22 protein-coding genes and 1 pseudogene are annotated in these 24759 nt (G+C 69.3%); 8 read left to right on the top strand and 15 right to left on the bottom strand.

Annotated elements, in window-relative coordinates:
* Positions 1 to 92: 92 nt before the first annotated feature.
* Positions 93 to 884: an SDR family oxidoreductase gene (locus AB0L60_RS37305; protein ID WP_364624247.1), complete on the top strand. Its 792-nt coding sequence runs from the start codon at positions 93 to 95 to the stop codon at positions 882 to 884.
* Positions 885 to 1051: 167 nt separating this feature from the next.
* A complete protein-coding gene (locus tag AB0L60_RS37300; protein ID WP_364624245.1) occupies positions 1052 to 1834 on the top strand; it encodes a VOC family protein in 783 nt (260 codons plus the stop codon).
* Between the two features lie 52 nt (positions 1835 to 1886).
* Here AB0L60_RS37300 and AB0L60_RS37295 read toward each other — a convergent pair whose 3' ends face one another.
* Positions 1887 to 3026 (bottom strand): lipase family protein, encoded by a 1140-nt coding sequence (locus AB0L60_RS37295; RefSeq protein WP_364624243.1) that lies wholly within the window; start codon positions 3024 to 3026, stop codon positions 1887 to 1889.
* Positions 3027 to 3145: 119 nt separating this feature from the next.
* Here AB0L60_RS37295 and AB0L60_RS37290 point away from each other — a divergent pair, with 119 nt between their 5' ends.
* On the top strand, positions 3146 to 3784 hold the full coding sequence (locus AB0L60_RS37290) for a TetR family transcriptional regulator (RefSeq protein ID WP_364624241.1): 639 nt from the start codon (positions 3146 to 3148) through the stop codon (positions 3782 to 3784).
* Between the two features lie 3 nt (positions 3785 to 3787).
* On the opposite strand, the gene car is transcribed toward AB0L60_RS37290, so the two are convergent.
* From car to AB0L60_RS37275, 3 genes and pseudogenes are all read right to left on the bottom strand, one after another.
* The gene (gene car / locus AB0L60_RS37285; RefSeq protein ID WP_364624239.1) at positions 3788 to 7318 is read right to left on the bottom strand and encodes a carboxylic acid reductase; all 3531 of its coding nucleotides are present in this window, start codon (positions 7316 to 7318) and stop codon (positions 3788 to 3790) included.
* 172 nt (positions 7319 to 7490) lie between these two features.
* Positions 7491 to 7664, bottom strand: a pseudogene (locus tag AB0L60_RS37280) (alpha/beta hydrolase); the annotation flags it as partial.
* A gap of 25 nt (positions 7665 to 7689) precedes the next feature.
* Positions 7690 to 8400 carry an MFS transporter gene (locus tag AB0L60_RS37275; protein ID WP_364624237.1) on the bottom strand — a complete coding sequence of 237 codons (711 nt, stop codon included), beginning with the start codon at positions 8398 to 8400 and terminating at the stop codon, positions 7690 to 7692.
* Positions 8401 to 8583: 183 nt separating this feature from the next.
* Here AB0L60_RS37275 and AB0L60_RS37270 point away from each other — a divergent pair, with 183 nt between their 5' ends.
* Both AB0L60_RS37270 and trpS read left to right on the top strand, forming a co-directional pair.
* Complete coding sequence (locus AB0L60_RS37270) at positions 8584 to 9888, top strand: MFS transporter (RefSeq protein ID WP_364624235.1); 1305 nt, start codon at positions 8584 to 8586, stop codon at positions 9886 to 9888.
* Between the two features lie 174 nt (positions 9889 to 10062).
* The gene (gene trpS, locus AB0L60_RS37265; protein ID WP_364624233.1) at positions 10063 to 11115 is read left to right on the top strand and encodes a tryptophan--tRNA ligase; all 1053 of its coding nucleotides are present in this window, start codon (positions 10063 to 10065) and stop codon (positions 11113 to 11115) included.
* On the opposite strand, the gene AB0L60_RS37260 is transcribed toward trpS, so the two are convergent.
* The 4 genes from AB0L60_RS37260 to AB0L60_RS37245 form a co-directional block, all read right to left on the bottom strand.
* Entirely contained in the window at positions 11112 to 12323 is a 1212-nt protein-coding gene (locus AB0L60_RS37260) for a serine hydrolase domain-containing protein (RefSeq protein ID WP_364624231.1), read from the bottom strand. The genes trpS and AB0L60_RS37260 overlap by 4 nt on opposite strands.
* A gap of 77 nt (positions 12324 to 12400) precedes the next feature.
* Positions 12401 to 14782: an excinuclease ABC subunit UvrA gene (locus AB0L60_RS37255; RefSeq protein ID WP_364624229.1), complete on the bottom strand. Its 2382-nt coding sequence runs from the start codon at positions 14780 to 14782 to the stop codon at positions 12401 to 12403.
* A gap of 48 nt (positions 14783 to 14830) precedes the next feature.
* Positions 14831 to 15244: a VOC family protein gene (locus AB0L60_RS37250; protein WP_364624227.1), complete on the bottom strand. Its 414-nt coding sequence runs from the start codon at positions 15242 to 15244 to the stop codon at positions 14831 to 14833.
* A gap of 5 nt (positions 15245 to 15249) precedes the next feature.
* Positions 15250 to 15699 (bottom strand): helix-turn-helix transcriptional regulator, encoded by a 450-nt coding sequence (locus AB0L60_RS37245; protein ID WP_357000421.1) that lies wholly within the window; start codon positions 15697 to 15699, stop codon positions 15250 to 15252.
* Positions 15700 to 15898: 199 nt separating this feature from the next.
* On the opposite strand from AB0L60_RS37245, the gene AB0L60_RS37240 reads away from it, so the two are divergent.
* Positions 15899 to 16918, top strand: a complete 1020-nt coding sequence (locus AB0L60_RS37240) for an alpha/beta hydrolase family protein (protein ID WP_364624224.1) — start codon at positions 15899 to 15901, stop codon at positions 16916 to 16918.
* A 63-nt stretch (positions 16919 to 16981) separates the two neighbouring features.
* On the opposite strand, the gene AB0L60_RS37235 is transcribed toward AB0L60_RS37240, so the two are convergent.
* The 5 genes from AB0L60_RS37235 to AB0L60_RS37215 form a co-directional block, all read right to left on the bottom strand.
* A complete protein-coding gene (locus AB0L60_RS37235; RefSeq protein ID WP_364624222.1) occupies positions 16982 to 17881 on the bottom strand; it encodes a GNAT family N-acetyltransferase in 900 nt (299 codons plus the stop codon).
* Between the two features lie 59 nt (positions 17882 to 17940).
* Positions 17941 to 19050, bottom strand: coding sequence for a PrsW family intramembrane metalloprotease (locus AB0L60_RS37230; RefSeq protein ID WP_364624220.1), 1110 nt, complete (start codon positions 19048 to 19050; stop codon positions 17941 to 17943).
* A gap of 88 nt (positions 19051 to 19138) precedes the next feature.
* Positions 19139 to 19708: a hypothetical protein gene (locus tag AB0L60_RS37225; protein ID WP_364624218.1), complete on the bottom strand. Its 570-nt coding sequence runs from the start codon at positions 19706 to 19708 to the stop codon at positions 19139 to 19141.
* Between the two features lie 175 nt (positions 19709 to 19883).
* The gene (locus tag AB0L60_RS37220) at positions 19884 to 20528 is read right to left on the bottom strand and encodes a polyprenyl synthetase family protein (RefSeq protein ID WP_364624216.1); all 645 of its coding nucleotides are present in this window, start codon (positions 20526 to 20528) and stop codon (positions 19884 to 19886) included.
* Between the two features lie 117 nt (positions 20529 to 20645).
* A complete protein-coding gene (locus AB0L60_RS37215) occupies positions 20646 to 21494 on the bottom strand; it encodes a lysophospholipid acyltransferase family protein (RefSeq protein WP_364624214.1) in 849 nt (282 codons plus the stop codon).
* Between the two features lie 396 nt (positions 21495 to 21890).
* Here AB0L60_RS37215 and AB0L60_RS37210 point away from each other — a divergent pair, with 396 nt between their 5' ends.
* Positions 21891 to 22058, top strand: a complete 168-nt coding sequence (locus tag AB0L60_RS37210; protein ID WP_364624212.1) for a hypothetical protein — start codon at positions 21891 to 21893, stop codon at positions 22056 to 22058.
* Positions 22059 to 22200: 142 nt separating this feature from the next.
* Here AB0L60_RS37210 and AB0L60_RS37205 read toward each other — a convergent pair whose 3' ends face one another.
* Positions 22201 to 22965: an ABC transporter permease gene (locus AB0L60_RS37205; RefSeq protein ID WP_364624210.1), complete on the bottom strand. Its 765-nt coding sequence runs from the start codon at positions 22963 to 22965 to the stop codon at positions 22201 to 22203.
* Entirely contained in the window at positions 22965 to 23915 is a 951-nt protein-coding gene (locus AB0L60_RS37200) for an ATP-binding cassette domain-containing protein (protein ID WP_364624208.1), read from the bottom strand. Before AB0L60_RS37200 ends, AB0L60_RS37205 begins: the two co-directional genes overlap by 1 nt.
* 104 nt (positions 23916 to 24019) lie before the next feature.
* On the opposite strand from AB0L60_RS37200, the gene AB0L60_RS37195 reads away from it, so the two are divergent.
* Complete coding sequence (locus AB0L60_RS37195) at positions 24020 to 24751, top strand: TetR/AcrR family transcriptional regulator (RefSeq protein WP_364624206.1); 732 nt, start codon at positions 24020 to 24022, stop codon at positions 24749 to 24751.
* The last annotated feature ends 8 nt before the right edge of the window (positions 24752 to 24759 follow it).

Raw genomic sequence — 24759 nt, 5'->3', positions numbered from 1 at the left:
ATCCCGACCCCGTGGTTGAGGAACCTCTGCGTACCCAACGGTCTGGCCGACACTCTCGACCGCAATCGTGGTGGGTGTCATATGTTGATCGGGTGAGTACAGCAGCAGGCGAATTGTCGGGACGCGTCGCACTCGTGACCGGCGGCGGGCGCGGTATCGGGCGCGCCATCAGCCGTGCGCTGGCCGCCCGCGGCGCGGTGGTCGCGGTCAACTGGGTGCGCCATGAGCAATCGGCGAAAGACACTGTGGCCGAACTGCATTCCCTGGGAGCCACCGCCCTCGCCGTGCACGCCCCGGTCGACGATCCGGTGGCCGTGACCGCCATGGTCGACCGCGTGACGAACGAGCTCGGCCCGATCAGCATCCTCGTCCACAACGGCGGCGTCGCCAGCCGTGGCCGCCTGGTCTCCGACACCGATCCGGCGGAGGTCGAGCGACTGCTGCGCATTCAGGCCATCGGCCCGCACCACCTCACCAAGCTCGTCCTCCCCGGCATGCGCACCTGCGAACGCGGCGACATCATCATGATCAGCAGCGTCGCCGCCCACGCCCTCGGCGCGGCCGGCGCACCCTACAACATGGCCAAGGCCGCCCTCGAAGCCCTCGCCCACACCCTCGCAAAAGAGGAATCCCCCAACGGAATCCACGTCAATATCGTCGCCCCCGGCCTGGTCGCCTCCGACATGGGCGACCGCCTGACCGCGGCCCTGTCCGGCGGCATCCACCGCCACGCCGCCGACCTCGACGCCACCTCCCCCTTCGGCCACGTCTGCCGCCCCGAAGAAGTAGCCGACGTCGTCGCCTTCCTCGTCTCCCCCGCCGCCGGCTACCTCACCGGCCAGCGCATCGTCATCGACGGCGGCGCCTACCCATACCGGCCCTGAACCCGGAATTGCCACTGGCCAGGTCGACGCCCGGGTGCTCCCGGAATGTTCAACACAAGTTCGTGACCAGTCGGTATTCCGTGACCGGAATGCCGGGAAGCATGGTTAGCTGACCATGTGCCTGCCCTCCGACAGGCCGCAACCGACCGATGCTCGGGAGGATCCGTATGCCCACGACTGACAAGGTTTGGCCGCAGGGAACTCCGTGTTGGGTCGACTGTTCCGTCGACGATCCCGCCGCTGCGCGGGACTTCTACGCCCAGCTGCTCGGCTGGGACGTGCTCGACAGTCCGCCCGAGGCGGGCGGGTATCTGATGGCGATGCTCAACGGCAAGCCCGCCGCGGGCATCGGGCCCAAGATGGGTGAGGCCGCCATGCCCTCGGTGTGGACCACCTACTTCGCCGCCGAGAATGCCGATGCGGTCGCGGGCGCGGTCACGGGGGCCGGCGGCTCGGTGTTCATGCCGCCCTTCGACGTGATGGACGTCGGGCGCATGTTCGTCGGCGCGGACCCGGGCGGCGCGGTGTTCGGCGTATGGGAAGCCAAGGCGCACACCGGCGCCGGGGTCTTCAACGAGCCCGGCGCGTACTGCTGGAACGACCTGCACACCTCCGCGTACACGCCGTCACAGGAGTTCTACAAGCAGGTCTTCGGCTGGTCCTTCGACGAGATCGGCAGCGAGCAGATGCCGTACTCCACCTTCGCCGGCGCGGACGGCCGCCCGATGGGCGGCGTGGCCGACAGCACCGGCCAGCCCGGCGACGGCCCCAACTACTGGCTGACCTGGTTCCAGGTCGCGGGCGCGGACGCCGCGCTGGACAAGGCCAAGGAGCTCGGCGCGACCGTACTGATGGGCCCGTCGGACAGCCCCTTCGGACGCATGGGCATCGTGTCGGGCCCGCAGGGCGAGGTCTTCGGTCTGATCGACACCACCGTCACCATCGGCTGATCCATCGGTCGACGCCAAGGCCGAGTGGCTCTGTGCCACTCGGCCTTTCGCGTCAGGAGAACAGTCGCGCCACGAACGGCACGCTGTCGGCCAGGGAGGCGAGCATGGCGCCGCTGTGGTCCTTCCCCGCGTAGACGTGCACCTCGGGATGCGTTCCAGCCGCGGCCATGTCGGCGACCAGCTTGGCGGTCAGCGGTGCGGGGACATCGGTGTCATTGGTGCCCTGCCCGATGAACAGCGGCCGGTCGTAGCCGGTCAGCGGCACATCCATGACCGACCGAGCGGTGGGCACGAAATCGCCGTCCGCCAGCGGCCGCGACACCAGCTGGTTCAGCAACACACCGGTGGCGCGCTCGGCCAGCGGGCTGAAGCACAGGGTCTGAGCGTCGGTCACCAGCTGCTTGCCCAGCGGGGTCAGGTAGCTGTCCAGGTCGAAGTCCGGTCGGGCTGCCTTCAGGCCGTTGAACACGTAGGTGGCGTAGGCGGTGATGTGCGAGGACCCGATGGGCGGGGTGTTCGGCCCGATCAGGGTCGCGGCGTCGACGATATTGGAGGCCGGACCGGTTGCCACCGCGCCACGGTAATCCAGTTCGGGCGCATAGCGTGTCGCGAGCGAGGCGGTGAAAACCGCCGCGCCGCCGCCCTGCGACTGCCCGATCGCCACCCACTTCGGGGCCAGCGAGTCGTCCACGGCGCGGGCGGCGCGCACCATGTCGATGGCGGCGTGCGCCTCGGCGCGGCCGTCGAGGTAGGCGTGCACGCCGGGGGTGCCCAGGCCGATGTAGTCGGTGGCGACGATGGCGTAGCCCTGCTTCATCCAGGTGGCGAGGAACCCCATGTCGCGGTCGGAGCGACCGGCCACCGAGGGCGCGCAGTCGTCGCCGATGCCCACGGTGCCGTGCTCCCAGGACAGCACCGGCCAGCCGCCGGGCGGCGGGGTGCCCGCCGGGGTGAAGACCACGCCGGTGGACAGCGCGGGCTGGTCGGAGGAATCCCGGGTCCAGTAGGTGAGCTTGCGGGCCGAGCCGGTGCCGTCGATCCAGAGGTCCTGTGCCAGCGCCTCATTGCCGACGACGGCGCCCGGGGCCGCGCCCTCGGCCCGGGCGGGCGGGTCGGCCTGGGCGGTGGCGGCGAGCGGCCCGGTGGCCAGCACGGCCGCCGAGACCAGGGTGATCACGGTGCGTCGCGTCATCGGAGGAGTCCTCTCGTATCGTCTCGCTTTGGTGTCACAGTGAGACACTTCGGTCAGACTATCCTGAGAAGTGTCACTTTGAGACACCAGGGTGGATATCGGCGACACGAGAGGGCGGGATGACGGCACCGACCGGGTTGCGGGAACGCGAGAAGGCCAGGGTGCGGCGCGAATTGATCGACGCCGCGCTGCTGTTGTTCGAGCGCCGCGGCTTCGAGCAGACCACCGTGCAGGAGATCGCCGACGCCGCCCAGGTCTCGCGACGCACCTTCCACCGCCACTTCCCCGCCAAGGCGGCCGTGGTCTTCAGCCACGAGGAGGACGTCATGTCCTACCTGCTGGCCGCCCTGGACCGCCGCCCGCCGCACGAGGCGGTCTTCGTCGCGCTGCGGGCCGCGCTGCGCGAGTTCCTGCTCGACGGTGCCGAGGCCGAGCTGCGGCGCCGCCAGGCCGACACCGCCCGGCGGGCGCGGCTGGTGCTGATTACCAATCCGCAACTGCGCCAGGAGAATTTCACCGGCACGTTCGGCCGCCGGGACGCGCTGGCGCGGAGTTTCGCCCGCCGCGGCGGACTGGCCGAGGATGATCTGCGGGCGAAATTGGCCGCCGCGACCTGCTTCGCGGCGTTCGGAGTGGGGCTCGACGACTGGGTGGCGAGCCCCACTCCGTCCCTCGACCGCCTCTACGAGATCCTCGACAGCACCGTCGCCGCGCTGCAGCACGGTCTCGAGATCCCCGCGGCGGCGGGCGACGACTGAGGGCTACAGCAGACCGCGCAGCCTCAGGTCCGTGACGTACTTGTCGATGAGTTCCCTTGTCAGGTGCGGGATGTCGCCGTTCGGGCCGAGTTTCGCCTGCTGCACGGCCGTCTGGAAGCGCTTGGCCGGGAGCGCCGCGCCCGCGATGGGCAGGCCGGGGCGGCGGTAGGCGTGCAGCAGCGGCAATACCGAGTGGGTGCGCTGCTGCTCCGGCAGGGCGCGCAGGGCGGTCTCGAAACGGCCGACCCAGTCCGGGTAGGAGTCGATGCGGTCGATGGGATGGCCGGATTCGATGAGCCAGTCCACGAATTCGTCGAGGGAGATGCCGTCGTCGTGGGGGTTGAGGACGTCGTAGGTCTCGAAACCGGCGGTGACGCGGGCGCCGAGAGCGGTGATGGCGGCGGCGGTGAAGTCCGCGGGCAGGCCGTCATAGTGGGCCCGTCGCCGCCCGCCGCCGGAATCCAAGGCGTAGAACGACTTCGGGGCCAGACCGGTGGCGAGCACACTGAGCAGCAGGCGGGTGAACATGTCGGGCAGGTTGAACTGCCCGGCGTACACGCTGTGCGCCAGGATCATGTCGGAGCGGAAGACCGCCACCGGCAGCCCGCACAGGTCGTGCGCCTCGCGCAGCAGCACCTCACCGGCCCACTTGCTGTTGCCGTAGCCGTTGGCGTACCCGTCGCCCACCGTGCGCACGGCGCTGATCTCGCGGATGTCGCCGTCCTCGGTGAACACGGCGGGGTCGATCTGATCGGCGACACCGACCGTGGACAGGTAGGTGACCGGCTTGCGGGTCGCGGTGAGCGCCAGGCGGATCACCTCGGCGGTGCCGACCACATTGGGACCGAACAGCTGGTCGTAGGGCAGCACGTGATTGACCAGCGCGGCCGGGTGCACGATGAAGTCGACGGTCTCGGCGAGCTCCTGCCAAACCGCTTGGTCCAGACCGAGATTCGGTGCGCCGATGTCGCCCGCCAGCACGCGCAGGCGACGCCCGGCCAGCTCCCGGTAGAGCCGCAACAGCTCGGGATCACCGCTGTCGAACACCTCGTCCAGCCGCCGGCGCGCCGATTCGGCGTCGCGGCCGCGAATGATGCAGACGAGGGTGCCGTCGGTGTCGTCCAGGCGCTGCAGCCATTCCAGGCACAGGAACCGGCCGAGGTAACCGTTGGCGCCGGTGAGCAGCACGGTGCGCGGCGGCTGCGGCGCGAGCGGCAGACCGGGCGCGGCCGCCAGGGTGGCCGCGTCGACGAACTTGTCGAGGGTGAGGTCGGCGGCGCGAATCTCGCTGCCGCCGTGCACGGTCGACACGGTCGGACGACCGCCGGCGCCGGACCGTTCGGCCTCGATGCGGGCGGCCAGCCCGGCCAGGTCGCTGGCGGGGCTGACGATCACGCCGACCGGCACCTCGACATCGAAGATCTCGCGCAGCAGCGTCGAGAACGACAGCGCCGACAGCGAATCCCCGCCCAGATCGGTGAAGTGCGCATCCGCCTGCGGCTCGCCGCCGCCGAGGACGGCGCGGGCGGCCCGGCACACCGTCTCGAGCACCGGCCGGTCGGCGGCCTCGCGGCGCAGCGCGAGCAGCTCGTCCTCCTGCTGCCGCGCCTGCGCGCGGTACAGCTCCTCGAGCCGGTCGCCGTAGCGCTGCCTGAGCTTGGGCCGCAACAGTTTTCCGATGCCGGACAGCAGGCCGTTGTCCTGGGTGAAGGGCTCGGTCTCGATCAGGAACTCGCGCGGGATCTCGTAGGACTCCAGTTCGGCGTCCTTGGCGATCTGCAGCATGGATTCGGTGATGGCCGCGGTCATCTCGGCCGGCTCGAGCGCGAGGGCGGCCGCCGAGGGCACGATGACGGCCAGCAGGTGCGAGCGCTCGCTGGACCCGTGCACGAAGATCTGGGCGATCAGCGGGCTGGTGGCGAAGACGGCCTCCAGCTTGGCCACGGCCACGAACTCGCCCTGCGACAGCTTGAGCACATTGTTGCGGCGGTCGACGTACACCAGATGGTCGGGCCGGATTTCGGCGACGATATCGCCGGTGCGGTAGTAGCCGTCCTCGTCGAAGATCTCGGCGGTCACCTCGGGACGCTTGAAATAGCCCGGGATCTGCTGCGTCGACTTCACCAGGAACTCGCCGCGGGGGTACGGCTTGTCGGTGGAGAAGTAGCCGAGCTCGGGCACATCGGCCAGTTTGTAGTCGATGACCGGCGGCCGGCGAATCTCGTTGTCCATGAGCAGGCCGCCGCCCGCCTCGGTGGAGCCGTAGCCGTCGACGAGCGGCTGGCCCAGCACCGAGTTCATGAACTCCTTCATGTCCGCGGAGATGGGCGCGCTGCCGACCATGACCCGGAGCAGGCGACCACCCAGGAAGTCCTGTCGCAGTGCGGCTTTCGCGGCCTCGTCGGCCTCGTCGGGGACCGCGCCCGCGGCGATGCGGCGCTGCACGTCGCTCTGATAGCGCTGGAACACCATGTCGCACACGCGCGGGACGAAGAACGCCTCGGTGGGGCGGGCCAGGCCGAAATCCTCGAACAGGGTCGACATGTCGCTGGCCGCCGCGAAATACGCGGTTCCGCCGCGCGCGAAGGTGCCGCTCAGCACCATCCGGCCGGCGACGTGACTCGAGGGCATATAGCAGAAATTGATGACCGGGGCCGGAATGACCGTGGGCCCCAACCACATACCGGTCGCTAGCCGCTGCGGGTAGATCGCGCCCTTGGGGGCCCCGGTGCTACCGGAAGTGTAGATGAGCAGGGCGAGCTCGTCCTCGTCGGCGGGCACGTGCAGCGGTACCGCGGGCAGGTCCCGGCCCCGGTCCGCCACAGCCGCAAGCGATTCCAGGCTGATCGCGGCTCCCGACTCCGCGATGCGGCGCTGTGCGGCGGCGTAGGTCTCGGCGTGGTGGTCGTCGCCGGGTTCGAAGTCGAAGACCACGATCGATTCCACCGGCGTGCCGCCGAGCACGCAGTCGAGGGCGGGCGGGAGCAGCTCGAGGCTGACCGCCAGCGCCCGGGCGCCGGTCTCGTTGATGATCGAATGCCATTGCGCGGCAGGTGAACCCGACTGCAGTGGCACGCTCACCAGACCCAGCCGGATGCCGGCCAGCTCGACGGCGGTGAAGTCGCCGCTGGCGAAGCCCAGGATGCACAGGAAGTCCCCTGCGCGCAGGGGGTGTCGCGGGTCCGCGTGCCAGGCAGCCGCGATATCCCCGGAACGCACCCACAGCTCGCCATAGCTCGTGGTGCGGTATCTGGGCAGCAACCGCCGGGTGCGCCGCCCGTCGGCGCCGACCACGATCTCGGTGGCCCGCTCGGCGATGGCGGGCCGGTCGGCGTATCCGCCGAAGAGCACCGCCGCCACGCCGGCCAGCCCCTGCCCGGACTGCTGAGCCGCGGCCGCGACCTCGGGTAGCGGGACCAGCGCCCGCACCTGATCGTCGGCCATCAGTTCCTCGAACCGCTTCGCGATCTCGGCATGCGCGAGCCGATCCGCGAATCGCTGGGTAAGCTCCGCCCGAACGGCGTCCTCGACCATCAATAGCCTCCCTGGTCTCCGGCGATTACGACGCCACGAATTCGTTCGGACGTCGGGTCTTCTCCCCATCAGTTAGCTTTGCTAACGTTTCCACCATGGGCGCCCGGGAGGGGAAAGTCAAGAACTCCGCGGCGCACCCCCAATCCAGGATGCGCCGCAAACCCGCAGCGTGCTACCGGTAGCCCAGATCGGTCACCGCGGCATCGATCGGATCGGCGATGGCGACCGGCTGCGAAGCCAGCGAGGCGTGGCTCGAGGGCAGCTCGACGGTCCGGCGCGGGCCCATCCGCTCGGCCATGCGGCGCTCGTTGTCCAGGTTGATCATGCGGTCCTCGATGGAGACCTGGCACCGGGTCTGCATCGAAGGCCGATCAGACCAGGGCGTCGTCGGCGGGACTGGGCTCGGCGGCGGGCCGGTCGGTTCGGAGCAGCAGCCCACAACCGAGGGCGGCCACCACCATGACGATCGCGCCGAGGATCGCCATGGTGTTCATACCCGAGGTGAAGGCGGCGCGGGCCGCCGAGAGGACGGCGTCCCCGCCGGGCAGGCCGGCACTGACACCGACTGCGCCGGTGCTCGGTATGAGCCCGTTCATGTCGGCGCTGTGGAGCCTGCCCGCCGCCAGCGACAGCCCCGCGCTGATCCAGTCGAACCGTTCCGCCCGCGCCCCACGGAATTCCGGCAGCAGCGCCGGGGCCAGCACCAGCAGCAGCGCCATGGCCGGGATATTGATCAGGAACACCGAGCCCCGCCAGAAGTACTGCAGCAGTGCGCCACTGAGCACCGGGCCGATGGCCACGCCGCTGCTCATCACGCCCGCCCACACCGCCATCGCCTTGGTCCGGTCGGCGTCGTGGACGAAGATGTTGCGGATCAGCGCCAGCGTGGACGGCATGAGGGTGGCGCCCGCGATGCCGAGCACGGCACGGGCGGCGATGAGCGCCTCGGCATTCGGCGCGTAGGCCGCCGCGACGGAGGCGACGCTGAAGCCGGCCGCGCCGATCAGCAGCAGCAGCAGGACGAGTACGGCGAGCGCGCTCCATTCCCGCCGGCCCGCGCGCCGGTGTTCTTCGCTGTTCATTGACTCGACGACTTTCGTTCCGGGAGAGGCGAGCACGGCCAGCATCGCCGAACCCGCCGGCAGGGCCCTGGTATCGGATTGCCAGCGGACTGACAGCGCGGCCGGTCAGCATGACGGGTCGAACTCCCATCCCCGATGGGTCACACTCGAACGGCACTCAAACGACGATTCGCCCGAGGAACGATGCAGAACCTTCCCGACGACGCCGTGCGCGTCGAAACCCCCGCGCGCTACCGGATCTCGAACTCGGCGGCGTTCTGGCTGCTGTCGATCGCGCTGGGGCTGCTGCTGTTCGCGTCGGCGGCCCCGTCGCCGATGTATCCCGTGTATCAGCAGATGTGGCACTACTCGTCGCTGGTGTCGACGGGTGTCTATGCCGCGAATGCCATTGCGCTGCTGGTGACTCTGCTGTTCGCGGGCTCGCTGTCCGACCACGTCGGCCGGCGGCCGGTGCTCATCGCGGCGGTGCTGGTGGAGCTGGCCGGGACGCTGGCCTTCGCCGAAGCGCAGTCGGTGACCTGGCTTTTCACCGCCCGCATCGTGCAGGGCATCGCGACCGGACTGGCCACGGGTGCGATCACGGCCACGCTCATCGATCTGCAGCCCGCGGAATCGCGACTGGGCGCGCTCATGACGAATGTGGCGGCCGGCGGCGGGCTCGCGGTGGGTGCGATCAGTTCCGGGCTGCTGGTGGCCTACGCGCCCGCGCCGACCCGGCTGGTGTACTGGCTGCTCGCGGTGGCGTTCACCGTCATCGTGATCGGCGTGCTGCTGATTCCGGAGACGGTCGCGCCCGACGGGCGCGGCCTGGCGTCACTGAAGCCCAAAGTGTCCGTGCCACAAGAGGTCCGGGTGGCCTTCCTCACCCTGGTGCCGTCGATCGCCGCCACGTGGGCGCTGGGCGGGCTCTATCTGGCACTGGGCGGCGCGCTCATGAAGGTGCACTTCCACGTCGGCACACCCCTGGCCGGGGGTCTGGTGGTGGTCGCGTTGCAGGGCACCTCGGCGGTGACCGCACTGCTGGCACGCGACTGGACCATCGATCAGGCGCTGCTGCGCGGGCCGATCCTGCTCATGTCCGGGGTCTCGCTGGCGCTGCTGGGCGCGGCGACCGAGTCGGTGTGGCTGTTCTTCGCGGCCAGTGTGGTGGCCGGGGTCGGCTTCGGGCCGTCGTTCTCGGGTGCGCTGCGCATGCTGACCGGTCTGTCACCGGCCGAGACCCGGGCGGAGGTGGTGACCGCGATCTATGTGGTCTCCTACCTGTCGCTCAGTGTGCCCGCGGTCATCGCGGGGCTGTGCGTACAGCGGTTCGGCCTGGCCGCCACGACCTACGGCTACGGCCTGATCGTGATCGCGATGGAGGCGGTCGCCCTGGCCGGGTCGCTGCGCCACCGCAGTCCGCACACCGCGCTGGCCGGTCATCTGTGCCCCGCGCCGTGCCCGGGCTCGGTCGCGCCGATGCCGCGGGTGGTGTCGGCGCACTCCTGACCGGCGATCGCGGCCGCGGCTTGTTAAGGTGGACAGGTGATTCCCACTCGGCAGGCATGGCGCTGGCTGCACTAGCAGCCCGATGAACCATGACCACGGGCTGTACGCGGCCCGTGATTCCCGACCGGAACACCTCAGCTCGTGCAGCCCTCCATGAACTTTCAGGAGTTGTACGTGACCACCCCTTCGGATTCCTTCGCCGCGTCCCGCGAGCGCAGCGACGAGCTGGCCGCCGAGGTGGCCGCGCATCCCGGCCGCTTCCGCGTCCTCACCGGTGAACGGCCCACGGGCAGACTGCATCTGGGCCACTACTTCGGCACCGTCCGGGAGCGGGTGCGGTTGCAGGAACTGGGCGTGGACCTGTGGGTGATCGTGGCCGACTATCAGGTCATCACCGACCGCGACAGCCTCGGTCAGGTCCGCGAGAACGTCTACAGCGCGGTACTGGACTACGCCGCCGCCGGGATCGACATGAGCCGGGCGACCGTGTTCACCCATTCCTCGGTGCCGGCCCTCAATCAGCTCATGCTGCCGTTCCTGAGTCTGGTCACCGAGTCGGAGCTGCACCGCAATCCGACGGTGAAGGCGGAACTGGCCGCCTCGGAGCGGGCGCTGAGCGGGCTACTGCTCACCTATCCGGTGCATCAGGCCGCCGACATCCTGTTCTGCAAGGGCAATCTGGTGCCGGTGGGCAAGGACCAGCTGCCACACCTGGAGGTCACCCGGGTCATCGCGCGGCGCTTCAACGAGCGCTACGGCCGGGTGTTCCCGGAACCGCGGGCGCTGCTCACCTCAACCCCGGAGATCCCGGGCCTGGACGGCCGCAAGATGTCCAAGAGCTACGGCAATGCCATCTCGCTGTCCATGACCGCGGATGAGACCGCGGCGCTCATCCGCCGCACCGCAACCGATTCCGACCGGCGCATCACCTTCGATCCCGATGCCCGGCCCGGCGTCTCGGCGCTGCTCACCACGGCCGCACTGTGCCTGGGCACCGATGAGCAGACGCTGGCGGACAAGCTCGGCGACGGCGGCGGCGCGGCGTTGAAGAAGCTGGCCACCGACGCGGTGAACGACTGCTTCGCGGGTCACCGGGCCCGGCGCGCGGCGCTGGCCGCGGACCCGGATTTCGCGAGCGGCATTGTGCGCGAGGGCAATCGGCGCGCCAACGAGATCGCCGAACGCACCCTGGACGAGGTGCGCTCGGCGATGGGGACGGTGTACTAGTCCGTCAGGGCTCCGTAGACCGCGGTCAGGAAGTCGTCGCCGAGCGGGCTGCGCCACTCGGCGGCGATGATGATGTTGGCGGACTGCACGAAAAGCAGTGTCACCAGATCCTTTTCGGGGTCCGCGTACCAGGCGGTGCCCAGGCCGCCCGGCCAGGACAGGGTGCCGACGCTCGGGATGCCGCCGCCGGATTCGGTCTGCGTCCTCACGCCGTAGCCGAACCCCTGCTCGGCCCAGATGGCCTGGCCCAGCGGCGGATTGAAGGGAGCCGCCGCGTGCTGTTCGGGGGTGAGGTGGTCCCGGCTCAGCGCGGCAACCGTATCGGCCGACAGGATCCGGACCCCGTCCAGCTCACCGCCATTGAGCAGCATCCGGGCGAAGCGCGCGTAATCGTCCACGGTGGACACCAGGCCCGCACCGCCGGAGGGGAACAGCGGCTCCTCGCCCCACGCGGTGGTGGCGGGCCGGTCGAGTTCGGTGCGGTCGGGGCCGTACAGCACGGAGAGGCGGTCCCGCTCCGATTCGGGCACCGTGAATCCGGTGTCCACCATGCCCAGCGGCGTCAGAACCCGTTCGCGCAGTACGGTTTCCAGCGGCTGCCCGGTCACCCGGCTGATCAGGATGCCGAGGATGTCGGAGGCGGTGTGATAGCGCCACACCGTGCCGGGCTGCGCGATGAGCGGCAGCTCACCGACCCGGCGCAACCACTCGTCCGGCGCCAGCCGTTCGGCGTTCGCGACGCCGATGGCGCTCGCGATGGGATCGGCGGTGAGCGCGAACAATTGCGGTGCGAGGCTGGAGCGGCCCCAGCCCAGGCCCAGCCGGTAGGTGAGCAGATCCTCCACCGTGATCGGGCGCTCGGCGGGCACCACGTCCGCGGGCGAGCCGTCCGGGTCGCGCATGACGGTGCGGCCGGCCAGTTCCGGCAGCCAGGCGTCCACCGGATCCGACAGCGCGATGCGGCCCTCGTCCACCAGGGTCAGCGCCGCCACCGCGGTGATCGGCTTGGTCATGGAGGCGATGCGGAAGAGGGTGTCGCGCCGCATCGGCTGCCCGGCCGCCCGATCCCGCCAGCCCACCGTGTCCACCTGCACCAGTTCGCCGTGCCGGTAGATCGCGGCCACCGCGCCGGCCACCTCGTCCCGCTCGACGTACCCGCCGAGTACCTCGCCGACCTTCTTCAGCCCCGCGGCCGAAAACCCGTTCACCGCAATCGCTCCCTTCCGTCGGCAACCAACAACCGCCGACGGCCGCCGATATTCCCGGCGGGGTTCGGGTGGTTCTCTCAGGCACCCACGTATGCGGCGAGGTGCTGACCGGTCAGTGTCGAGCGGGCGGCCACCAGATCGGCGGGGGTGCCCTCGAAGACGATTCGGCCGCCGTCGTGACCCGCACCCGGTCCCAGATCGACGATCCAGTCGGCGTGCGCCATGACGGCCTGGTGATGTTCGATGACGATGACCGATTTGCCGGAATCCACCAGGCGGTCCAGCAATCCGAGCAGATGCTCGACATCGGCCAGGTGCAGACCGGTGGTGGGCTCGTCGAGCACGTACACGCCGCCCTTGTCCCCCATGTGGGTGGCCAGCTTCAGCCGCTGCCGCTCACCGCCGGACAGCGTGGTCAGCGGCTGCCCCAGGCTCAGGTAGCCGAGGCCGACATCGTCGAGATGCTGCAGGATCTTGTGCGCGGCAGGGATTTTCGCCTCCCCGTCCGCGAAGAACCCGAGCGCCTCGCCGATCGGCATGGCCAGCACCTCGCTGATATCGCGCCCGCCGAGCTGGTATTCGAGCACCGCCGCCTGAAAACGCTTGCCCTCGCACTCCTCACAGACGGTGGCCACCCCGGCCATCATGGCCAGGTCGGTGTAGATCACGCCCGCGCCGTTGCAGGTCGGGCACGCACCTTCCGAATTCGCGCTGAACAGAGCGGGTTTCACGCCATTGGCCCTGGCGAACGCCTTGCGGATCGGCTCGAGCAGGCCGGTGTAGGTGGCCGGATTGCTGCGCCGCGAACCCTTGATCGCGCCCTGGTCGATGGACACCACGCCCTCACCGGCCGGAATCGACCCGTGCACCAGCGAGCTCTTGCCCGAGCCCGCGACACCGGTGACGACCACCAGCACGCCCAGCGGGATGTCGACATCCACCTTCTGCAGATTGTTGGCCGTGGCGCCGCGGATCTCCAACGCCGCCTTGGACTTCCGGACCACATCCTTGAGCGCGGCCCGGTCGTCGAAGTGGCGTCCGGTGATGGTGCCGCTGCTGCGCAGCCCGTCGACGGTGCCCTCGAAGCAGATCTCGCCGCCGCCGGAACCCGCGCCGGGGCCGATGTCCACGATGTGGTCGGCGATGGTGATGGTCTCGGGCTTGTGCTCGACCACCAGCACGGTATTGCCCTTGTCCCGCAACCGCAGCAGCAGATCGTTCATGCGCTGGATGTCGTGCGGGTGCAGGCCGACGGTCGGCTCGTCGAAGACGTAGGTGACATCGGTGAGCGCCGAACCCAGATGCCGAATCATCTTGACGCGCTGCGCCTCACCGCCCGACAGCGTGCCCGAGGCGCGGTTCAGGCTCAGATAGCCCAGCCCGATCTCGACGAACGAGTCCAGCACCTGCTGCAGCGATTCCAGCAGCGGCGCGACCGACGGCTCGTTCAGCTCGCGCACCCAGTCGGCCAGATCGCTGATCTGCATGGCGCAGGCGTCGGCGATGCTGATCTCGCGGATCTTCGAGGACCGGGCCGTCTCGCTGAGCCGGGTGCCGTCGCAGTCGGGGCAGATCTGGAAGGTGACCGCGCGCTCGACGAACGCGCGCACGTGCGGCTGCAGCGAGTCGATGTCCTTGGACAGCATGGACTTTCGGATCTTGGGGATCAGTCCCTCGTAGGTCAGGTTGATGCCCTCGACCTTGATCTTGGTCGGTTCCCGGTAGAGCAGGTCGGCGAGCTCGCGCTTGTTGTACTTCTTGATCGGCTTGTCCGGGTCGAAGTAGCCGCTGCCGATGAAGATCCGCCCGTACCAGCCGTCCATGCTGTAGCCGGGAATGGTGAACGGGCCCTCGTTGAGCGACTTGCTGTCGTCGTAGAGCTGGGTCAGATCGATGTCGTTGACCGCGCCGCGCCCCTCACAGCGTGGGCACATGCCGCCGGTCACCGAGAAGCTGCGCCGCTCCTTGACCTGCTTGCCGCCCTTCTCCACCGTCACCGCGCCCGCACCGCTGATGGAGGCGACATTGAACGAGAACGCCTGCGGCGAGCCGATATGCGGCCGCCCGAGGCGGCTGAACAGGATGCGCAGCATGGCATTGGCGTCGGTGGCGGTACCGACGGTGGAGCGCGGATCCCCGCCCATGCGTTGCTGATCCACGCTGATGGCGGTGGTCAGGCCCTCGAGCACGTCCACCTCGGGACGGGCCAGCGTCGGCATGAACCCCTGCACGAAGGCACTGTAGGTCTCGTTGATCAGCCGCTGGGATTCGGCGGCGATGGTGTCGAAGACCAGCGAGCTCTTGCCCGAACCGGATACGCCCGTGAACACCGTGAGCCGGCGCTTGGGCAGATCGACGGAGACGTCCTTGAGGTTGTTCACCCGCGCGCCGACCACCCGGATCAGGTCGTGGGCGTCGGCGGCGGGCAGGGCGGGCTGCGGGGACTTGCTCGGGGCCATGCGTGTCTCCATCTGTGCGGGCGTACCGGTGGGGGGCGGAAGAGCGGGTCAGGAAGCCTGCTGGATACGAACCAGATTGCCCGCGGGGTCGCGCACGGCGAAGTCGCGCACGCCGTAGGGCTGATCGGTCGGCTCCTGGACGATCTCGACCGCATCGCCGGCCTGCAGCTTCTCGAAGGCGGCGTCGACGTCCGCGGAGGCCAGCAGGATGGCGCCGTAGGTGCCCTTGGCCATCATCTCCACGATGAGCTTGCGCTCGTCCTCGGTGATGCCCGGATCCACGGCCGGCGGGTGCAGCACGATGGAGGTCCCGGGCTGATCGGCCGGGCCGACCGTGAGCCAGCGCAGCCCGTTGTAGCCGACGTCCTTGCGGAGTTCGAAGCCGAGCGCGTCGCGGTAGAAGGCCAGCGCGGCATCGGCGTCATTGTGCGGGAGGAAGCTCGCTGCAATGGTGATATCCATGGCGATCAGGCTAGTTGCGGGGCGCTTGCCTGGGCTTCTCGATTCCTGATCGGTCGGGTCACCTGCTTCTCGACGCAGGAGGGCATGCCCTCGGGGGCATCGGCCATCTGCTGCTTGTACACGCTGGGCGGCACCCCGACCAGCTCGGTGAAGCGGGTGCTGAAGGTGCCCAGCGAGGAGCAGCCGACCGCGAAGCAGATCTCGGTGACGCTCAGGTCCCCGCGCCGCAGCAACGCCATGGCTCGTTCGATGCGCCGCGTCATCAGGTAGGCGTACACCGATTCGCCGTAGGCGGCCCGGAACTGCCGGCTCAGATGCCCGGCGGAGATGTGCGCGTCGCGGGCGAGGGCCTCGACATCCAGCGGCTGCGCGTACTCGCGGTCGATGCGGTCCCGCACGCGGCGCAGCCGCGCCAGATCGCGCAGACGCTGTTCCTCGTCGGGTTTGCCGGTCACCTCTCGATGGTCGCACGCTGGGCGAATACTGTCGCGACGGCGTACCCGGCGAATTGGGGCTACCCTGCAAACGTTTTGTCAGGTAACAGTTTTGCCTTGACACAAGACATAGCGTGTCGGGGGAACCGGATCGGCCGGGGCCCCGGCACGGATCGACGATGAGGCCGAGCGTGGCCCGAGGACTGGAATCAGCTGTTCGATGAAGCTCTCTGCACTACGTAATAGGACCGCCCTGCGGACCGCCGCCGTCGCGCTGACCGCCGCGTTGTCCGTGGCCCTGGCCACCGGCACCGGCTCGGCCGACCCGGACAAGCCTTCGGCCATCAGCTCCATCCAGAAGGATGGACGGACCTGGCATCTGAAGGTCTACTCCGCGGCCATGGGCCAGGACATCCCCGTGGACGTGCAGCGTCCGGCCGACGAGTCGCAGTCCGCGCCGAACCTGTACATGCTCAACGGCCTCGACGGCGGCCTGGGCACCGCCAGCTGGAACGCCCAGACCAATGCCCTCGGCTTCCTGGCCGACAAGCAGGTCAATGTGATCCAGCCGATCGGTGGCCGCGGCAGCTACTACACCGACTGGATCAAGGACGACCCGCAGCTCGGGCGCAACAAGTGGACGACGTTCTTCACCCAGGAACTGCCGCCGCTGCTCGATGCCGCGCTCGGCTCCACCGGCCTCAATGCCCTGGCCGGCCTGTCCACCTCCGGCACCTCGGTGCTGCAGCTGGCCGAGGCCCAGCCCGGTCTGTGGAAGTCGGTGGCCGCCTACAGCGGGTGCGCGCAGATCGCCGACCCGATGGGCAAGCAGTTCCTCAAGTTCGCCGTGGAGACCTGGGCTGGCGGCAAGACCGAGAACATGTACGGTCCCGACAACAGCCCGCTGTGGACCGCCAACGACCCGGTCATCAATGCCGAGAAGCTGCGCGGCACCCAGCTCTACATCTCCAGTGGCAGCGGCATTCCGCTGATGAAGGACGTCGAGTACTACACCAAGTCCGCACCCGGCCCGCAGGGTGACATCAACCTGGCGCTGGGCATGATCATCGAGGGCGGCGTCAACGCCTGCACCCACAACCTCAAGGACAAGCTGGACTCGATCAATATCCCGGCGACCTACCAGTTCGACCCGGTGGGCACCCACTACTGGCCGTACTGGGAGACCGCCCTGCACGACTCGTGGCCGCTGCTGGCCTCGGGTATGGGCATTCCCGCCTGAGTCACGATTCGCGAGCGCCGCATGCCGTCGATCGGCATGCGGCGCTGCTGTTTTCCGGGGTCGCTACCGCTTGTCCTGGTTCGTCATCGGGGTGGCGGGGTCGGGGACGCTCATCGGTGAGCGCGCGATGCGGCCGCCCAGCCGTTCGTTGACCGTGAAGCCGTGGTGGCGGCACCAGGCGGCGAGGATGGGGACCGCGGAATCGTCGTCGCGGAAGGTCGGCACCAGCTGGCCGACGATGTAGAGGTGGTGGGCGTCGGCGGCGCGGCACAGGTGCTGCAGGACCGCGGTGCCCAGGCCGGTGCCGCGCAGTTCCGGATTCACCGTGATGTTGTCGAGCTTGATGGTGTCGGCGTAGATATCGAACACCACCTCGACCAGCGGGTCGGCGCGGCGCAGGGATCCGATGTCGAAGGGCACCGGTCTCAGCACGCCGGGCAGGTGGTCGGACAGCCGTTGCCGCGCGGCCTCGTCGGGAGCGGTGCGCGCGAGGGCCAGCACCTCCTCGGTGAGCTCGGCGACGACCGCCCGGTCGCCGACCGCGGCCATGGGCCGGGCCTGCTCGGTGGCGTGGGTCAGGGCGGGCAGGCGGCGGGCCCAGTGCGGGGCATTGTCGCCGTAGCGCAGGGTCAGGTCGGCGAGGGTGTCCTCGAGGCAGAAGGACGCGCCGAGGCTGCGCACGAAGGCGCCCGACAGCACGCCCCAGCGATGGTCGTCGGCGCCGACGCCGTGCACGGCCAGCTCGCGGAACAGGGCGTCGCGGCGGGCGGTGGCACGGGCGACCGGGGAGCCGGGCAGCTGCTGCAGCCAGCGTTGCCAGCCGGTCAGATTGGCGCGAATGCGGGTGGTGGCGATATCAGCGCTCGCGTCGAGATAGTTGCACAGCGCTTGCTGTCTGCGCTCCAACAGCTCCCTCGCCCGCTCTCGCCCGGGCTCGATGGGCGGCGTCCGACCCTCACTCATACTGACTCACGCTAGCGTCCAGTCGACTATGCACTGGTCACCGGCACGCAGAAACTGCGCTACCAGCCGGGACGCGCGCCCGCGCTACCGGGTATGCCGCCCGGCCCCGGCCCGTACCACTGGGGCAGCGGAGTTTGCTGTGGCGCAACCGAATCCAGATCCGTGACCCGGTCCAGCAGCCCGCGCTCGTAGACCAGGGCCTGCCTGCGCGACCATCCGGTCGAATGACGCAGCGCGGCACGGGCTTTGCGGCGGCGGTGATAGGTGAGCAGGGGCGCCAGCCCGGCTTCGGTGCCGACGGTGCGGGCGGCCGGGCTGGCGATGAGCGCCCGGAACCAGCGCCGCTCGGTGGTCAGCACCCAGGCGTAGGCGACGGCGAAGATGACCAGGTCGATGAGGATGGGCAGATAGGTCGACAACAGCGCCGGACCGGGCGGGCGCGGGGCGTCGAAGAGGACGTGCATGGTGACGGCCAGCCCGTAGAACAGCGCGAAAACGCCAAGCCGCCAGAACCACGACCGGTCGGTGCGGCTGATCAGCAGCACGATGCCGACACCGGCCAGCGCCGACATGGCCCAGTGCGAGGTCAGTGCGGTGAAAAGTCGCAGCACCGCCACCAGGATCACGTCCACCACCGGATCCTGCGGGGAGGACAGTGCGGTCTGGGTGCTGTAGAGACAGTCCTCGGCGATCTGCGCGCCCAGCCCGACCGCCGCGCCGAGCAGCAGGCCGTGCATGGGCCGGGTCATCCGGCCCCGGAACAGCAGCGCGACCACGGCGATGCCGATGGCCTTGATGTACTCCTCGTCGATGGGCGCGGTGATGGCGGCGCTCCAATTGACCGCGAAGCGGTCGCCGAACAGGTTGGCGATGGCGCGACTCACGTGGTCGTTGGCCCACATGGCCAGCCCGGTCCACACCGTGGCACCCCAGATCGCGCCCATCACCATGGGGGCGACCAGGTGGCGGCGGGCCCGGAAGAGGTCCAGCGCGAACAGGATTCGGCCGATGACCAGCAGGGTGAGGGCGGTGATCGGCAGGGCGGCGAGAGCGGCCGCGCCCGCGAACCACACCTGCCCGGCGGCCTGCAGCACGAACAGCAGCGGCCCGGCCATCACGGCCAGGCAGTACACCCAGAACAGCAGCGAGCGCGGCTGGAACCAGCTCATGCCGCATCCTTTCCGGCCTGAGCGGAGCCCTCCTTGGTTATGCTGCGCAAGCGTAGGGAGGTGGAGCGGCGCCTCCGGGCTTGACCGCTCATGCCTCGACCGCCTTGCTCGAGTTCAGCACGTCCGCGATCATCCGGAGTCCGGCTTCGCGGGTGGTTCCGGTGGCCGTGACGGTCACGCCCACGTCCCCGCTGCTGGCCACCGCGCACACTCCGCCGGTGGTGTCGGGCAGCACGCAGGTGAGCCCGTGGAAGTCGCCGACATCGACCGCTCCACCGTCGAAGCGCACGGTGACCCCGGCCGCGCGCAGCGGCAGCAGCATGCGCGGGGCGGCGGTGGCGAAGTCGGTGATGCCGTCGACCACCGACACCGACACCCGCTGGTCGCCGCTGTCGGAGGTCAGGACGGCGATGGATTCGTCGCCGGTGGCCCGCCGCCGCATCTGCTCGGGCGCCAGGAAGACCATGGCGTTGGCGGGATTCGCGGCGCCGTGCACGGCGCCGATCCCGGTCGCGATGATCTTGATACTGGTCCCCGCCGCCACCTCGGTCTCGCGAACCGGTACCGCCGACGACAGCAGGGGCGGCACTACGAGGGCGACCGCCAGCGCCCCCGCCGCCCCGATCGCGGGGACTACCGAATGCACAAGGCGCACCATGCTTTCCACCCTCTCGGCTCCCTGAGGCAACGCCGGGGAGGGCGGATGCGTTCCGGACGCCCGGGTCGGGGTCCGGGCCGTCGCCCGCCCGGCGCTTGCCGCGAGTTAACCACACCGGCGGGCGCGATCGGGGTCGCAGCGCCGGGCGGGACCCGGGGCCTGATCGGGAGCGCGGCTAGGAGGTGCGCGCGATGACGGCGTCGGCGATGCTACGCAGCCCGGACACCGCGGCGGCCGGAAACGGGGCGTGGGCGAGGGTCCGCTGCACGAGCAACCAGCGCTCACGGATCATCCGTTCCACCGTGGGACGCGCTGTGGCGCTGAGGATCTCGCGACAGAGTTCGGCCCCGTGCAGGTCCAGTCCGGCATTGCCGACCAGGGCGTCGAGCTGGGCGCGCTGCTCGGGGCACGCGTGTCGCAGGGCGAGTGCGAGCAGCGCGGTGTGCTTGCCCTCGCGAAGATCGTCGATGTTGGATTTGCCGGTCTCCGCCGGGTCACCGTAGACCCCGAGCAGGTCGTCCTGAAGCTGGAACGCCTCGCCCAAAGGGCGCCCGTAGGACGAGAGTGCCCACGCCACCTCGGGTCCGGCCCCAGCCAGCGCGGCGCCCAGTTGGAGCGGCCGTTCCACGGTGTAGGCCGCCGTCTTATACGGGATGATCTCGAGCGCCCGGTCCAGGTCGCGGGTGGGGCGGCCGGTGGTGAGCAGGTCGAGATACTGGCCGTAGTTCACCTCGGTGCGCATGGCGTCGAGAATCGGTGCGGCAGAGGCATTCTGGACCGCCGAGAGGCCCGCGGTGTGCAGCAGTTCCTGCGACCACACGCCGACACACCCGGCCGCGGGACGCGAATGCCGGGTGCGACGTGGAGGTTCGCACCCGGCATCGGCCGCTGGCTCATACGACGAAATCCGCTGTCCCCCTATGACAGAGCGGTCCGGCTATAGCAGATCGGCCAGGCCCTTCAGCGGCCCGGGAAGTCCGGCCACATGCTTCTTGATCCCGGCGGCCACCGGGTTCGGCGTCTCGGCACGCAGCCGGTCCAGCTCGGTCTGCATGGTGCGGACGGACCTGGTGTAGTACTCGTCGACCAGGTCGGCGTCCTCCGGATCGCCCGGCTCGACCGACCAGTCCAGTGCGGGCAGGAAGCTGACGGTCACCGAGGCGGGCAGCGGCAACTGCGGCAGAATCGGCGCGACGCCGAACGGCAGGCCGAGGGTGTACGGAAACACCTTGGCGCGCACCAGCTTGTCGAGCTGCAGGAGCCGTGCGGTGCGCTCACCGCGGCTGAGCACGAAGATGGAGTCGTGGCCGCCATTGGCGACCGCGGGGATCACCGGGACACCCATTTCGAGGGCGAGCCGCACGAAGCCCTTGCGCTCTGCGAAGTCGATCTTGCCGCGATCGGTCCACGGGCGGCACGCCTCCCAGTCGCCGCCGGGGTACACCATGACCGCGCCACCGTCCTTGAGCCCCTTGGCCGCCGACTCGCGCGAGGCCGCGATGACGCCGAACTGGCGCAGGCTGTCGCCGAGAATCGGTGCGCGCAAAAGGATGTCGTGCGCGACGCCGTAGCTGGGCTCGTCCGGACGGCGCTCCAGCATGGCCATGAAGGTGATCCACACCTCGGGGGCCCAGTAGATGGACGAGTGGTTGCCGATGACCAGGGCCGGGCCGGACGCGGGCAGATTCTCCAGCCCGGTGACCGTCGGGGTGAAGTAGTCGGTGTAGGCCCGCGCCAGGGGCAGCAGCGGGTGGTTCGGGTCGGGAATTACCTTGGTTTCGGTCATGAGCCATTCCTGTCGGTTGCCATGCCGGGGACGGGCGGCACGCAACGACGCCCCACGTCGTCGAACAACGTCGAGCCGAATTGAATTGCCCCCGGGTCACATCCCCATTGATAGCTCCGACGGCCGCGCATGCGCGGTCCGGTTCAGCGTACGGACGTCGCTGCGTTGCGACAGATGCCCGTCACCGTCCTCCTGCCCCACCGACGTTATCAAACCCAAGCGTTTGCTTGGTATAGAGTGTGCGAATCCCAACACTCATCCGATTCAGGACGAAATCCTTACGCGGCGGTGCTTGCCCGGCGGCGCGATCGGATCGACCATGGCGGGAGTGCCCCGGACGCGACGTTCACAGCGAGGGCGATCCGGGTCACGGCGATTCGGAAGGATGTGCCGATCATGGTGACGATAGCTGGCCCGGCCGGCCACCTGGGGGCGATCCTGCTGGCCACGGGCTCGGTACCGGACCAGGTTCCGGACTACAGCCGCACCGAGATCTGGATCGGCTCGGCCATCTTGCTGCTCACCTTGGTGGCAGTGCTGGTCGCGGTGCTGCGCCGGCGGTGAGCGGCGTGCGCGATCCCGGGTGCCCGGCAGACTGCGCAGGGCACCGAGATCCTCGGTGCCCTGCTTTTTCGTCGTTCCGTCAGGCCGGAAGCGGACATACGGAACTTTCATGCCAAGATGCGCATATCAGCGTATACATATCTCAGTGTGCCTTGCGACGGAACAACGCGCCCGCGCCCAGATAGCCGATCAGGGCGATGCCCGCACACCAGGCCAGTGCGGCCGGGGCGGAGTCCCCTACCGGGGTATCCATCAGCAGCCCGCGCACCGTCTCGGCGATCGAGGTGACCGGCTGATGCTGGGCGAAGCCGCGCAGCCAGCTCGGCAGCGTGTGGGTCGGCACGAACGCGCTGCTGACGTACGGCAGGAACATGAAGATGAACATGAAGCCGTTGGCCGCTTCGGGATTGGAGGCCAGCAGGCCCAGGGCGGCGGCCGCCCAGGACAGCGCCAGCACGAAGCATGCCAGCATGCCGGCCACCGCGAGCCAGCGCAGCGGATCCGCGGTCGGGCGGAAGCCGAGCGCCACCGCCACCAGCACCACCACCCCGGTGGTGAGCAGATTGCGCAGCACGCTCTCCAGCACGTGCCCGGTCAGGACCGCGCTGCGGGAGACCGCCATGGCCCGGAACCGGTCCACGATGCCGCTGTGCAGGTCGGTGGCCACCGCCACGGCCGTGGCGCCCGAGCCGAAACCCGCGCACAGCAGCAGGATTCCAGGCACCACATAGTCCATGTAGGAGCCGCCGACATTCATCGCGCCGCCGAAAACGTAGACGAACATCAGCAGGATGGTCACCGGCACCGCGATGGTCATGATCATGGTGTCCGGACTGCGCAGGGTGTGGCGCAGATTGCGCCCGACCATGGCGGCCGAGTCCTGGACCGAGTACACGAGAGTGCCCATCACGCAGCGCCTTTCACGGTGGCACCGGTCAGCGCGAAGAAGACATCGTCGAGATCCGGTGTGTGGATGGCCAATTCGCCGATGGCCACGGCATGGTCGTCGAGATGGTCGAGCAGCTTGCGGATATCGCCGACGCTGCCGTCCGAGGGCACTCGTAGCGCCAGCTGCTCGGTATCCGGTTCGGCCCCGGGCAGGGCCCGCGCGGCCGCGGCCAGGCCGTGCTCGTCGGCGAAGCCGAGTCGCAGGTGGCCGCCCGGCGCCAGCCGTTTCAGCTCCGCCGCACTACCCTCGGCGACAATGCGCCCGGCGTCGAGAACTGCTATACGGTCGGCCAATTGGTCGGCCTCCTCCAGGTACTGGGTGGTGAGAAAGATGGTCACGCCGTCGGCGACCAGACCCCGGATCACCCGCCACAACTCGCGGCGGCTGCGCGGATCCAGGCCGGTGGTGGGCTCGTCGAGGAATACGATGCGCGGCCTTCCCATCAGGCTCATGGCGATGTCGAGGCGGCGGCGCATACCGCCGGAATAGGACCCCGCGCGCTTGCCCGCGGCATCGGTGAGATCGAACTGTTCCAGCAATCGCGCTGTGCGCCTGCCGGTTTCGCTGGAGCCCAGATGCAGCAAGCGCCCCATGAGGCGCAGATTCTCGGCGCCGGTGAGGATCTCGTCCACCGCCGCGAACTGCCCGGTGACGCCGATGGCCGCGCGCACCGCGTCCGGCTCGCGCACCGGATCGTGGCCGCCCACCCGCACCTGTCCCCCATCGGGCTGGTTCAGCGTGGTGAGGATGCGTACCACGGTGGTCTTGCCCGCGCCGTTCGGGCCGAGCAGGGCGAACACCGTACCGGCGGGCACGGTCACGTCGATGCCTCGCAGCACGGGCTGATCACCGAAGGATTTGGTGAGCCCGGTGACCGCGATGGCGGCTTCGGGTCTGGATGTGGTCATGGAGCGGCTCCGATCTAGAACTGTTTATGTCGTACACTCTGTTTATAGGCTACACAGTTTCCGAGATGGCGCAAGATGGAGGCGGAACAACGACAGGAGGTCAGATGAAGGGGCCCGACGAACGAGTCCTGCCCAAGGCGGTGAAGCTGCTGTGGGATCTGGACGACACGGGCAGCCGTGGACCCAAGCGCGGGCTGAGCCTCGATCAGATCCTGGACACCGCCGTGCGGGTCGCCGACGCCGAGGGCTATGCCGCGCTGTCCATGGCCCGGGTCGCCAAGGAGCTCGGGTTCACCACGATGTCGCTCTACCGGTACGTCGACAGCAAGGACACCCTCGTCGAGCTGCTGCACGACCGCATCTTCGACGTGACCCCGGACCTGCCGGCCGACGGCTGGCGCGCCGGATTGGAAGCCTGGGCCTGGGCCGAGTTCCACGCCATCCGCGCCCACGACTGGTGGCTGGACATCCCCATGACCTCGCCCCCGCTGGGCCCGAACAATATGGCCTGGCTCGAGGCGGGCATGCGCGTGCTATCCGGTCTCGACCTCGCCGAACCGCTCAAACTGCAACTGCTGGTGAACCTTTCGATCTATGTCATCGGCCGCACCCGCTTCCTGCGCGACACCATCCAGCAGGACAATCAGGACCAGGACTTCACCGCCATCCTGACCGCGGTGCTCGACCCCGGGCGCTTCCCCATCATCAGTGCCGCCCTCGGCAACCGCGCCTTCGACACCGACGACATGCACTGGGAGGAAGCCGATTTCAGCTTCGCCCTGGATCGGCTGCTGGACGGTTACCAGGTCTTCATCGACAGCCACACCGGAGCCTGATTCCGGTC

This window comes from Nocardia sp. NPDC051981, from assembly GCF_040680715.1.
Taxonomy (GTDB): Bacteria; Actinomycetota; Actinomycetes; order Mycobacteriales; family Mycobacteriaceae; genus Nocardia.
This window is presented reverse-complemented; position numbering and strand designations above follow the sequence as displayed.